This window comes from Streptomyces sp. NBC_01294 (genome assembly GCF_035917235.1).
GTDB lineage: Bacteria > Actinomycetota > Actinomycetes > Streptomycetales > Streptomycetaceae > Streptomyces > Streptomyces caledonius.
In genome coordinates, this window is record NZ_CP108423.1 from 4,755,226 (window position 1) to 4,767,174 (window position 11,949).

The window sequence follows — 11,949 nt, forward strand, 5'->3', positions numbered from 1 at the left end:
TCTGTTGTGCCTTCATCGTACAGGGGAAGCCTCTACCACGCCCTGTGATTACGGTGACAAGCCGTGTCTTCACCTGCGATTAACGGGAGCTTTGCACGCGAGAGGCTTAGAAATGGGGATAAAAGCGGGCATAAGGCGCCTAAATTGGCCGAATTAGAACGCCGCTCTAATGGGAACCGGGGCCTCGACGTGAACCCGGTGAACCGGATGGCCCGGATCCGTTCTCGCCCGTGCCCAGCCATCCCGCCAGCTTGCCGCCCCGGGCCACCGCCCGCAGCCGCGCCTCCGCCGCGTCCCGTACCGGATCCGTGGCCACCACCAGCAGCTCGTCCCCGCGCCGCAGCACGGTCGACGGCAGTGGTACGAAGCTCTTCGCGTCCCGGACGACCAGGGTGACCGAGGCCCCCGGCGGCAGCCGCAGCTCGCTCACCTCCACGCCGTGCATCCGCGAGGTCGGCGGGATCTCGAAGGAGAGCAGGTGTCCGCGCAGCTTCTCCAGCGGCGCCGACTCGATGCCGAGGTCGGACGCGGTCTCCTCGCCCTTCCCGAGGTTCAGCTTGCGCGCCAGCCAGGGCAGGGTCGGCCCCTGGACCAGGGTGTAGACGACGACCAGGACGAAGACGATGTTGAAGACGCGCTCGCTGCCCTCGATCCCGGAGACCATCGGGATGGTCGCCAGGATGATGGGCACGGCTCCGCGCAGGCCCGCCCACGACATCAGGGCCTGCTCCTGCCAGGGAATCCGGAAGGGCAGCAGGCTGACGAAGACCTCCAGGGGCCGCGCCACCATCGTCAGCACCAGCCCGATGACCACGGCGGGCCAGAAGTCGTGGACCAGCTCGTGCGGGGTGACCAGCAGGCCCAGCAGCACGAACATGCCGATCTGGGCGATCCAGCCGAGCCCGTCGGCGAACCCCCGGGTGGCCGGCCAGTGCGGGAGCTTGGCGTTCCCGAGCACCATCGCCGCCAGGTACACCGCGAGGAAGCCGGAGCCGTGCGCCATCGCGCCGGCCGCGTACGCCGTGATCGCGATGGCCATCACGGCGATCGGGTAGAGGCCGGAGGCGGGCAGTGCCACGTGCCGCAGGCCGTAGGCGCCGAGGAAGCCGACCGTCAGGCCGATCGCGACGCCGATGGCCAGCTCCAGCGCGATCTTGCCGAGCAGCACGTACCAGTCGTCCACCGGGCCGACGGTCGCGAAGGCCACCACCAGGATGACGACGGGTGCGTCGTTGAAACCGGACTCGGCCTCCAGGACACCCGTGATCCGGGAGGGGAGCGGGACCTTGCGCAGCACGGAGAAGACGGCCGCCGCATCGGTCGAGGAGACGACCGCGCCGATCAGCAGGGCCTGGCGCCACTCCAGCCCGACCAGGTAGTGCGCCCCCGCCGCCGTCACGCCCACGCTGATCGCCACGCCCACCAGTGACAGCATGATCGCGGCCGGCAGCGCCGGCTTGATCTCTTTCCACTTGGTGCCCAGACCGCCCTCGGCGAGGATCACGACGAGCGCGGCATAGCCGATGACCTGGGTCAGCTCGGCGTTGTCGAAGACGACGTTGCCGATGCCGTCCTGGCCTATCGCGATGCCTATGCCGAGGTAGATGAGCAGGCTGGGGAGGCCGCTGCGTGACGAGACGCGCACCGCCGCCACGGCGACGAGCAGCACGAGCGAGCAGACCAGCAAGAGCTCATTCAGCGTGTGGACAGTCAGCGGGCGGCCCTCCTCGATGCGCCCGGCGGATCGATCCTCCCGGCGGCAAGTTCGGCAAGTAGTTCGTTACCTTACCTAATCTTTGACGCGCCCTTTACGCGATAACCACATTGTGAAACGCCTGTTCGCCCCTGTCCTCAGCTCCTCGACCCCTGGCGGATCAACGAAGAGGGTCCTGCGCCTATGGTTGCTCCCAGCACTCCCAGGACCACCCTGCCCCTCTAAGGACAGCGATGCCCGCCAACGAAACCGCTCCTCCCGTCAAGAAGAAGGGACGACGCGCCCGTCTGATCGTGCTCGTGCTGGTCCTGGCGCTCCTCGCGGGCCTGGGCTACGGGGCGTACTGGAGCGTGGACAGCGTGCGCGCCTCCTTCCCCCAGACGACCGGCTCCCTCAAGGTGCCGGGCCTGACCGGAAGCGTCGAAGTCAAGCGCGACGCCCACGGCATTCCCCAGCTCTACGCCGACAACGACGACGACCTCTTCCGCGCGCAGGGCTTCGTGCACGCGCAGGACCGGTTCTGGGAGATGGACGTCCGCCGGCACATGACCTCCGGGCGGCTCTCGGAGATGTTCGGCTCCGGCCAGGTCGAGGCCGACGCCTTCCTGCGCACGCTGGGCTGGCGCCAGGTCGCGGAGGAGGAGTACGCCAACAAGCTCTCGGCCGAGACGAAGAAGTACCTGCAGGCCTACGCCGATGGGGTCAACGCCTACCTCAAGGGCAAGTCCGGCAAGGACCTCTCCGTCGAGCACGCCGCCCTCAAGCTCAGCGGCGACTACCAGCCCGAGCAGTGGTCCCCGGTGGACTCCGTGGCCTGGCTCAAGGCGATGGCCTGGGACCTGCGCGGCAACATGCAGGACGAGATCGACCGCGCGCTGATGTCGACCAAGCTCTCGCAGCAGCAGATCGACGAGCTCTACCCGCCGTACCCCTTCGACCGGAACAAGCCGGTCGTCGAGGGCGGCAAGGTCGAGGGCGGCAAGTACACCCCCCAGGGCACCGGCGGCTCCGGCTCCGCGGGCAGCGGATCGGGCAGCGGCAGCGGATCCGGCACCGGCACCGGCTCGGGCGGCGCCGCCCTCGGCTCCCAGGCCTCCACGGGCACGGGCACCGCCGGCACCGCCACCGGCCTCGCCGGCAACGCCACCGCCCAGGGTGCGACCGTGGGCCTGCGGACCCAGCTGTCGGCCCTCTCCGACACCCTGGACCGGGTCCCCGCGATCCTCGGCCCCAACGGCAGCGGCATCGGCTCGAACTCCTGGGTGATCTCGGGCAAGTACACGACCACCGGCAAGCCGCTGCTCGCGAACGACCCGCACCTGTCCCCGCAGCTGCCCTCGGTCTGGTACCAGATGGGCCTGCACTGCCGCACGGTCTCGCCCCAGTGCCAGTACGACGTGGCCGGCTACACCTTCTCGGGCATGCCCGGCGTGGTCATCGGCCACAACGCCGACATCGCCTGGGGCATGACCAACCTCGGCGCCGACGTCACCGACCTCTACCTGGAGCAGGTCAAGCCCGAGGGCTACGTCTACGACAACAAGGTGCTCCCCTTCACCACGCGTGAAGAGGTCATCAAGGTCGCGGGCGGCGCCAGCAAGAAGATCACCGTCCGCATCACCAACAACGGTCCGCTCGTCTCCGACCGAAGTGAGGAGCTCGGCACGGTCGGCGACCGCGCCCCCGTGGCCAGCTCCGCCCCCGACCGCGGCGACGGCTACGCCATCGCCCTGCGCTGGACCGCGCTGGACCCGGGCAAGTCCATGGACGCGGTCTTCAAGCTCGACCGTGCCAAGACCTTCGAGGACTTCCGCAAGGCGGCCGCCGACTTCGAGGTCCCCTCGCAGAACCTGATCTACGCCGACAACAAGAACACCAACGGCAACATCGGCTACCAGGCCCCGGGCCGCATCCCGGTGCGCGGCCAGGGCGACGGCAGGATGCCCGCCCCCGGCTGGGACTCCAAGTACGCCTGGAAGGGCGGCCGGGACAGCAATGCGGGCTACATCCCGCAGAACGAGCTGCCCTGGGACCAGAACCCGTCGCGCGGCTACATCGTCACCGCCAACCAGGCCGTCGCGGAGGGCGGGAGCGGCGCGGGCAAGTACCCGCACCTGCTGACCACGGACTGGGGATACGGCGCACGCAGCCAGCGGATCAACGACCTCATCGAGGCAAAGATCAAGGACGGCGGCAAGATCTCGACCGACGACATGCGCACCATGCAGATGGACAACAGCAGCGAGATCGCCGCGCTGCTGACCCCGATGCTGGCGAAGATCGAGGTCTCGGACCCGGGTGTGCGCGCCGCCCAGAAGCTGCTGGACGGCTGGAACTACACGCAGGAGCCCGACTCGGCGGCCGCCGCCTACTTCAACGCGGTCTGGCGCAACATCCTCAAGCTGTCCTTCGGCGACAAGATGCCCAAGGAGCTGCGGATCGAGGGCAGCTGCATGAACGTCCTGGGCAACGGCACCGGTCCGGCCGACGACCTCGCCAAGACGGTCCGCGAGTGCGGCACCCGCGACGCCGACTCGGCGCAGCCCGACGGCGGCGACCGCTGGTTCGAGGTGGTCCGCCGCCTGGTCAAGGACGAGAAGTCGCAGTGGTGGAGCGTGCCGGCCAAGGGCCTGAACAAGCCGGCCACCACCACCCGTGACGAGCTGTTCGCGCGGGCCATGGCCGACGCCCGCTGGGAGCTGACCGCCAAGCTCGGCAAGGACCAGTCCACCTGGAGCTGGGGCCGCCTGCACCAGCTGACGCTGAAGAACCAGACGATCGGCACCGAGGGCCCCGGCTTCATGCAGTGGCTCCTCAACCGCGGCCCGTGGGACCTGGGCGGCGGCGAGGCCACGGTCAACGCGACCGGCTGGAACGCCTCCAGCGGGTACGGGGTCACCTGGGTGCCCTCGATGCGGATGGTCGTGAACCTCAACGAGCTCGACAAGTCGCGCTGGATCAACCTGACGGGCGCCTCCGGGCACGCGTACAACGCGCACTACACGGACCAGACGACGATGTGGGCCAAGGGTGAGCTGCTGGAGTGGCCCTTCGGCAAGGACGCCGTCGACAAGGCCACCGTCGACACCCTGACCCTCATGCCCGAGCGGTCCTAGGCGTCACGCGGGCGTCATGGCGCCACGGCGTCACGAGCTGAAGCGGCGTACCCCTGACGGGGTCGCCACCGCCTGAACGGGGTGGTCGTGCGGTTCCTCCGGGACCCGCGCGACCACCTCGTCGTCGTAGAGGAGCACGACCAGCGCGGGGTGCGCCCCGGCGCGCTCCAGCCGCGCCAGGACGCGGTCGTACGAGCCCCCGCCGCGGCCGAGCCGCATGCCGCGCCCGTCCACCGCGAGGCCGGGCAGCAGCACGGCGTCGGCCCCGGTCACCGCGTCCGGTCCGAGCGCCGGTCCGGTCGGCTCCAGCAGCCGCATCTTCCCCGGGTGGGCGGCCTCGGCGAGGCTCTGCGGGCCCTCGTACGCGGCCCAGTCGAGGTCGTTGTCGGGCAGCAGCAGCGGGAGCAGTACCCGCTTGCCGGCCGCGCGCAGGGCGTCGAGCAGAGCGCGGGTGCCGGGTTCGGTGCCGACCGAGACGTAGGCCGCCACCGTGCGGGCACCGGCCAGTTCGGGCAGTTCCAAGGCCCTGACGGCGAGTGCGTCGGCCGCCGTGCGGCAGGTGTCGGGGGACAAGGCGCGGCGTGCGGCGAGGAGTTCCCGGCGGAGCTCGGCCTTGGCGGAGGGGGTGGGTGTGTGTGGCGCCACGACGGAATCAAATATCCTTGTGAATCGGGGCAAAAATGGATCTACCAACGACGATCTACTCTGGCGTTCAGCTGGACCCACTATCGTTCGGGCCATGACTATGTTGCACCCCGTGATCAAGAAGGCCGTGATCCCGGCCGCTGGCCTCGGTACGCGCTTTCTTCCCGCGACCAAGGCGACCCCGAAGGAAATGCTCCCGGTTGTGGACAAGCCGGCCATCCAGTACGTGGTCGAGGAAGCCGTGGCGGCAGGACTCGACGACGTCCTCATGATCACTGGGCGTAACAAGCGTCCGCTGGAAGACCACTTCGACCGGAACTACGAGCTGGAGTCGGCTCTGATCGCCAAGGGCGACGACGACCGGCTGAAGAAGGTCCAGGAATCCAGCGACCTCGCCACCATGCACTACGTCCGCCAGGGCGACCCGCGGGGCCTCGGCCACGCCGTGCTCTGCGCCGAGCCGCACGTCGGCCGCGAGCCCTTCGCCGTCCTGCTCGGCGACGACCTCATCGACCCGCGCGACCCGCTGCTGCGTCAGATGGCCGACATCTACGCCCGCACCGGCGGCACCGTCATCGCGCTCATGGAGGTCGACCCGTCCAGCGTCCACCTCTACGGCTGCGCCGCCGTCGAGGCCACGGACGAGGAGGACGTGGTCCGCGTCACCGGACTCGTCGAGAAGCCGGAGCCCGAGGACGCCCCCAGCAATTACGCGGTCATCGGACGCTACGTCCTCAACCCCGCGATCTTCGACATACTGCGGGAGACCGAGCCGGGCCGCGGTGGGGAGATCCAGCTCACCGACGCCCTGCAGAAGCTGGCCGCCGACGAGAGCGTCGGCGGTCCGGTGCACGGCGTGGTGTTCCGGGGCCGTCGCTACGACACCGGGGACCGCGGCGACTACCTCCGGGCCATCGTCCGCCTCGCGTGCGAGCGTGAGGACCTGGGACCGGAGTTCCGCACCTGGCTTCACCGTTACGTCACGGAGGAGATGTAGCACCTTGAGCAGTTCCGCACCGCAGGACACCGGCCACCGTCTGTGGTCCGTGGACGAGCACCTCGCGGACGTCCTCGCGACCGTCCGGCCGCTGGAGCCCATCGAGCTCCAGCTGCTCGACGCCCAGGGCTGTGTCCTGGTCGAGGACGTCACCGTGCCCGTCGCCCTCCCGCCCTTCGACAACAGCTCCATGGACGGCTACGCCGTCCGCACGGCCGACGTCCAGGGTGCGAGCGAGGAGTTCCCCGCGGTGCTGGCGGTCATCGGGGACGTCGCGGCGGGCAGCGGTGAGCTGCCCACCGTGGGCCCCGGCGAGGCCGCCCGGATCATGACCGGCGCCCCGCTGCCGCCCGGCGCGGAAGCCGTCGTACCGGTCGAGTGGACCGACGGCGGCACGGGCGGCGGCGCGGCCGCGGGCATGAGCCCGGCCAGCGCCGCCCCCGAGCACGCGAGCGGCGAGGTACGGGTGCACCGCGCCGCCGAGGCCCGCGCCCACGTCCGAGCGCGCGGCAGCGACGTACAGGCCGGTGACCTGGCGCTGGCGGCCGGCACGGTCCTCGGGCCGCCGCAGATCGCCCTGCTGGCCGCCATCGGGCGCGGCACCGTACGGGTGCGGCCGCGCCCGCGCGTGGTGGTCCTGTCCACCGGCAGCGAGCTGGTCCAGCCCGGCGAGGCGCTCACCGCGGGCACGATCTACGACTCCAACAGCTTCGCGCTGGCCGCGGCCGCGCGGGACGCCGGGGCCATCGCCTACCGGGTCGGCGCCGTCGCGGACGACGCCGACACCCTGCGCTCCACCATCGAGGACCAGCTGATCCGGGCCGACCTGCTGGTCACCACCGGCGGGGTCAGCGTCGGCGCGTACGACGTGGTCAAGGAGGCGCTGTCCTCCGTCGGCTCGGGCGACGCGGCCTCCGGGGACGCGGTGGGGAGCGGGATCGACTTCCGCAAGCTCGCCATGCAGCCCGGCAAGCCGCAGGGCTTCGGAGTGATCGGCCCTGACCACACCCCGCTGCTGGCGCTGCCCGGCAATCCGGTCTCCTCGTACGTCTCTTTCGAGCTGTTCGTGCGTCCCGCGATCCGTGCCCTCATGGGGCTGCCGGAGTCCGAGGTCCGGCGGCCGAGCGTGCGGGCCGTGCTGAAGGCCGACAAGGCGCTCGGCTCCCCGGCCGGCCGCCGCCAGTTCCTGCGCGGCGCGTACGACGCCGAGAGCGGCACGGTCAGCCCGGTGGGCGGATCGGGCTCCCACCTGATCGCCGCGCTGGCGCACGCCGACTCGCTGATGGTGGTCCCGGAGGACGTCACCTCGGTGGAGCCGGGGACCGAGCTGGAAGTGGTACTGCTCAGCTGAAGTCCGGCCGGTACGGGTAGCGTGTGTCGCACCACACAGGCCCCCCCCCGGGGCCCAGAGCGGAGCGGCGCAGCAATGAGTACCGAGAGCAGGCTCACCCACATCGACGAGGCCGGCGCGGCCCGGATGGTCGACGTCTCCGGGAAGGACGTCACCACCCGGACGGCGCGGGCCAGTGGACGCGTCCTCGTCTCCCCCCGGGTGATCGAGCTGCTGCGCGGCGAGGGCGTGCCCAAGGGCGACGCCCTCGCCACCGCGCGGATCGCCGGGATCATGGGGGCGAAGAAGACCCCCGACCTGATTCCGCTGTGCCACCCGCTGGCCGTCTCGGGCGTGAAGGTCGACCTGCGGGTCGCCGACGACGCCGTCGAGATCCTCGCCACCGTGAAGACGACCGACCGCACGGGCGTCGAGATGGAGGCGCTGACCGCCGTCGCGGTCGCCGGCCTCACCGTGATCGACATGGTCAAGGCGGTCGACAAGGGCGCGGTCATCACGGACGTCCGGGTGGAGGAGAAGACCGGCGGCAAGTCCGGCGACTGGGCGCGCTCGTGAACCCCCCGCGCGGCGGCGAGGTGCACAGCCACCACGCCGCGGCCGGCGATTCCCCGGCCGCGCACCCGCAGCCCGCGGCCGAGCCCGGGCACCCCGAGCGCGCGGCCGCGCCGCTGGGCAGGGCCCTGGTCGTCACGGCCTCGAACCGGGCCTCGCAGGGCGTGTACGCCGACAAGGGCGGCCCGCTGCTGGCCGAGGCGCTGGAGAAGCTCGGCTTCACGGTGGACGGCCCGCGGGTCGTCCCCGACGGCGATCCCGTCGAGCAGGCGCTGCGCGAGGGCGTGGCCGCCGGGTACGACGTCATCCTGACCACCGGCGGGACCGGCATCTCGCCGACGGACCGCACCCCGGACGCCACGGCGCGGGTGCTGGACTACGAGATCCCGGGCATCCCGCAGGCCATCCGCGCCGAAGGCCTGGCGAAGGTGCCGACCGCGGCCCTGTCCCGGGGCCTGGCGGGCGTGGCCGGACACACCCTCGTCGTCAACCTTCCGGGCTCGACGGGCGGGGTGCGCGACGGCCTGGCCGTCCTGTCCCGCGTCCTGCCGCACGCCGTGGACCAGATCCGGGGCGGGGACCACCCCAGACCGGCGGGACCTTCCGGGAGCTCGAGCTGAACGGCCCCTCCTGGCCGGTCGTCCTGACGGACGGCGATGTCACGCTCCGGCCGATAAAACTGCGGGACCAGAAGGACTGGCGCGAGGTCAACCAGCGCAACCGCGACTGGCTGCGGCCGTGGGAGGCCACGATTCCGCCGCCCGCGCCGTGGGGGCCGGTGATCCAGCGGCCCACGTACCGCCAGATGGTCCGCCACCTGCGGGCGGAGGCGAACGCGGGCCGGATGCTGCCCTTCGTCATCGAGTACCAGGGCCGGCTGGTGGGCCAGCTGACGGTCGCCGGCATCACCTGGGGCTCGATGTGCGCGGCGCACGTCGGCTACTGGGTGGACCGCGACGTGGCGGGCCGCGGCGTGATGCCGACGGCGGTCGCGATGGCGATCGACCACTGCTTCGGGAAGGTCGGCCTGCACCGGATCGAGGTGTGCATCCGCCCCGAGAACGGGCCGAGCCGGCGGGTCGTGGAGAAGCTGGGCCTGCGCGAGGAGGGGCTGCGGCCGCGCTACCTCCACATCGACGGGGCCTGGCGCGACCACCTCGTCTACGCGATCACGGTGGAGGAGGTGCCGGAGGGGCTGCTGCGCCGCTGGCACCGGGCCCGCCACTCGCAGTCCCCGCCGAAATAGGGGACCGTCGAAACGATAAGCGAATATCTGTTCGAATTGAAGGTCGTCGGTCGCCGATTCATCCATAACCTGATCCGAAGAATCACAAAAAAAGTCCGTGATATCAGCGAGATCGCGCGACACACCGGCCCAATTGGCCGATCCCCTCGCCCGCGCCCCTCTACGGTGTGAGGTGTGAGCAGCAGCGGCCTCATCTACGCAGTCATTGTCGGGGCCTGGGCCGCCTACTTGGTGCCCATGTGGCTCCGGAGGCAGGACGAGCTGAACGAGGCTCGTCCGACGGAACGCTTCTCCACCGCCATTCGGCTGCTTTCCGGCCGGGCGGGAATGGAGCGCCGTTACGCCAAGGGGCTGCGTGAGCGCGGTGACGAGGAGGCGGGGCCCCAGCCCCACGCGGACCCGGACGCCGCGACGGAAACGGTGAATTCCGTCGACGCCGACGCCCGGGCCTTCGTCGTGCCCCCGACCAGGGCGGAGCCGAGACCGGCCGCCGCCGAACGGGAGCAGCGCGCGGAGCGGGCCCGGCGCGAACAGCGCCTCCAGGTCCTCGCACGCCGCCGGCGCACCACCGCACTCCTCTTCCTGGTCTTCACCCTCGGCGCGGTCGTCGCGGCGGTGGGCGGACTGCGCTACCTGTGGGCCCCCGCCGTGCCCGCCCTGCTGCTGAGCACGTACATCGTGCACCTGCGGGTCCAGGAGCGACGGCGCTACGAGTTCACCATGGACCGCCGGCGCGCCGAGGCGGCCGCGCGACAGCTGCGGGAGAACCGCCCGCGCCGCCGCGAGCCCGAGTCCACCGGAAGCCCGGGCGTGACCGCGGGCGCCGAACCGGACCCCGCGCCACCGGTCTCCCCGCAGGAGGCCGGGCGGCGCGCGCTGGTCGAGCAGACCGACCACGCGGAGTGGGTGGACCAGCAGCGCGAGCGCGAACGCGGCCCCGCCCGCGGTGACAGCTGGGAGCCGGTCCCGGTCCCGCTGCCGACGTACGTGACGGCCCCGGTCGCCCCCCGCGCCACCGGCCCCGCGACGCCGGACGCCTGGAGCGCGACCCGGTCGAGCACGGCCGAGCCGACGGAGCCCCGCCTGCGCGCCCAGCCCGCGGCCCCCAAGCCGGACCCGAAGCCCCAGACCACTCCGCGCCCGCGCGGCCAGGGCGGCGGCCGCACTCCGCTGTTCGACCAGTACGAGAGCGACGACCGCCCGCGCGCCGCGAACGAGTGATCGGTGACCTGCGCGGACGCTCCGGGATATCGGTTTTGGAGCACCCGCGCGGGGATGCTAATGTTTCACACGTCGCAAGGGCCTGTGGCGCAGTCTGGTAGCGCACCTCGTTCGCATCGAGGGGGTCTGGGGTTCAAATCCCCACAGGTCCACAGACAATGAAGATCCCGTCCGATCGCAAGATCGGGCGGGATCTTCTGCATTCCCGCGCATTCCCGGTGGGCCCTGTCCGAGGGGCGGGCCGGGCGAGGTGAAGCGGGCTTGCTCAGGGCTGCGTTGGCTGCGCGTCCTCCAGGAAGTCGCTCCGGGCGATGAGGTAGGCGAGCGGGGCCGGCAGCCCGCCGGGGCCGGCGGGGCGGACGTCGCGCAGCGGCGAGGCGCGCTGCCAGGCGTGGTCGAAGATGCCGGCGAGGTAGCGGACGACCCCGGGATGCTCGATGGCCAGGGCGACGTCGCTGCGCACCGCGCCCGGATCGGGGACGAAGGCGATCCTGCGGTCGCAGACGATCAGCCGGTCGAAAGGTCCTGCGGGCGTGCGCCGCCCGGCTGGGCGGTCAGCAGTTCGTCCCGGCAGGCGTGGACGGCCGCGGAGAGGGCCGCGGCGATGGTGCCCGCGCCGTAGAGCGCGCGGACCGGATGCGCGTCCGTGCGGGCGTAACTGTCCAGATAGACCTCCTGGGCCCGGGAGATCGAGGAGCGGACGGCCTGCAGGGCGTTCCTCTTCTCCTCGATGGCCCGCTCCAGCCGGTCCACGTGCTCACCGGCCGCGAGCCGGGGCGGAACGGGGACGAAGCTGCCGTCGGGCAGCCGCCGGACGAGTCCCAGGTCGAGCAGACACGGGGGACAGGGGCCGGAGGGCGCGCGCCCCCGCAGGGACTGCGCGTAGTACTGGAGGCCGTCCGGGCAGATCTCGCCCCCACCGCCCTCCGTGGTCGTACCCGCGCCGATCGTGTCCGGTTCCCTGCACATGTGTCCACCCTGCTGGTTTGCGCAATGCACGATCATCCTCCCTCCTTCCCGCTGACTTCGCGGCCGCCCGCCGTGAGCATGAGGGGAACGGGGAACCCACTTCAGGTCCGTGCGGGAAAGGGGCGGGAAATCATGGCC

Annotated in this window: 11 protein-coding genes and 1 tRNA gene; 8 read left to right on the top strand and 4 right to left on the bottom strand. The window is 71.4% G+C overall.

All coding sequences use genetic code 11. The annotated features are described in order from the left end of the window. Positions 1 to 166: 166 nt before the first annotated feature. Positions 167 to 1,687 carry a potassium/proton antiporter gene (locus OG534_RS21625; RefSeq protein ID WP_442807121.1) on the bottom strand — a complete coding sequence of 507 codons (1,521 nt, stop codon included), beginning with the start codon at positions 1,685 to 1,687 and terminating at the stop codon, positions 167 to 169. A gap of 260 nt (positions 1,688 to 1,947) precedes the next feature. Between OG534_RS21625 and OG534_RS21630 the strand changes: the two genes are divergently transcribed. Beyond that, positions 1,948 to 4,830 (top strand): penicillin acylase family protein, encoded by a 2,883-nt coding sequence (locus OG534_RS21630; protein ID WP_326589924.1) that lies wholly within the window; start codon positions 1,948 to 1,950, stop codon positions 4,828 to 4,830. Between the two features lie 30 nt (positions 4,831 to 4,860). On the opposite strand, the gene OG534_RS21635 is transcribed toward OG534_RS21630, so the two are convergent. After that, a complete protein-coding gene (locus OG534_RS21635; RefSeq protein WP_326589925.1) occupies positions 4,861 to 5,475 on the bottom strand; it encodes a 5-formyltetrahydrofolate cyclo-ligase in 615 nt (204 codons plus the stop codon). Positions 5,476 to 5,569: 94 nt separating this feature from the next. On the opposite strand from OG534_RS21635, the gene galU reads away from it, so the two are divergent. From galU to OG534_RS21670, 7 genes are all read left to right on the top strand, one after another. Next, positions 5,570 to 6,472, top strand: a complete 903-nt coding sequence (gene galU / locus OG534_RS21640; protein ID WP_326589926.1) for a UTP--glucose-1-phosphate uridylyltransferase GalU — start codon at positions 5,570 to 5,572, stop codon at positions 6,470 to 6,472. 4 nt (positions 6,473 to 6,476) lie between these two features. Continuing rightward, on the top strand, positions 6,477 to 7,823 hold the full coding sequence (glp, locus tag OG534_RS21645) for a molybdotransferase-like divisome protein Glp (RefSeq protein WP_326589928.1): 1,347 nt from the start codon (positions 6,477 to 6,479) through the stop codon (positions 7,821 to 7,823). 75 nt (positions 7,824 to 7,898) lie between these two features. Continuing rightward, positions 7,899 to 8,378, top strand: coding sequence for a cyclic pyranopterin monophosphate synthase MoaC (gene moaC / locus OG534_RS21650; protein WP_326589930.1), 480 nt, complete (start codon positions 7,899 to 7,901; stop codon positions 8,376 to 8,378). Between the two features lie 113 nt (positions 8,379 to 8,491). Then, positions 8,492 to 8,995 carry a MogA/MoaB family molybdenum cofactor biosynthesis protein gene (locus OG534_RS21655; protein WP_326593746.1) on the top strand — a complete coding sequence of 168 codons (504 nt, stop codon included), beginning with the start codon at positions 8,492 to 8,494 and terminating at the stop codon, positions 8,993 to 8,995. Continuing rightward, complete coding sequence (locus OG534_RS21660; protein ID WP_326593747.1) at positions 8,992 to 9,621, top strand: GNAT family N-acetyltransferase; 630 nt, start codon at positions 8,992 to 8,994, stop codon at positions 9,619 to 9,621. Before OG534_RS21655 ends, OG534_RS21660 begins: the two co-directional genes overlap by 4 nt. Positions 9,622 to 9,795: 174 nt before the next feature. Then, a complete protein-coding gene (gene sepX, locus OG534_RS21665; protein ID WP_326589932.1) occupies positions 9,796 to 10,842 on the top strand; it encodes a divisome protein SepX/GlpR in 1,047 nt (348 codons plus the stop codon). A 78-nt stretch (positions 10,843 to 10,920) separates the two neighbouring features. After that, positions 10,921 to 10,994 (top strand) — tRNA-Ala (locus tag OG534_RS21670). Between the two features lie 113 nt (positions 10,995 to 11,107). Here the strand turns inward: OG534_RS21670 and OG534_RS21675 are convergent. Beyond that, a complete protein-coding gene (locus OG534_RS21675; protein WP_326589933.1) occupies positions 11,108 to 11,305 on the bottom strand; it encodes a hypothetical protein in 198 nt (65 codons plus the stop codon). A gap of 44 nt (positions 11,306 to 11,349) precedes the next feature. Next, entirely contained in the window at positions 11,350 to 11,811 is a 462-nt protein-coding gene (locus OG534_RS21680; RefSeq protein ID WP_326589934.1) for a hypothetical protein, read from the bottom strand. Positions 11,812 to 11,949: the final 138 nt, after the last annotated feature.

Coding starts and splice junctions, on each gene's coding strand:
- OG534_RS21630 (WP_326589924.1), top strand. CDS start 1,948: ATGCCCGCCAACGAAACCGCTCCTCCCGTCAAGAAGAAGGGACGACGC.
- galU (WP_326589926.1), top strand. CDS start 5,570: ATGACTATGTTGCACCCCGTGATCAAGAAGGCCGTGATCCCGGCCGCT.
- moaC (WP_326589930.1), top strand. CDS start 7,899: ATGAGTACCGAGAGCAGGCTCACCCACATCGACGAGGCCGGCGCGGCC.
- OG534_RS21680 (WP_326589934.1), bottom strand. CDS start 11,811: ATGTGCAGGGAACCGGACACGATCGGCGCGGGTACGACCACGGAGGGC.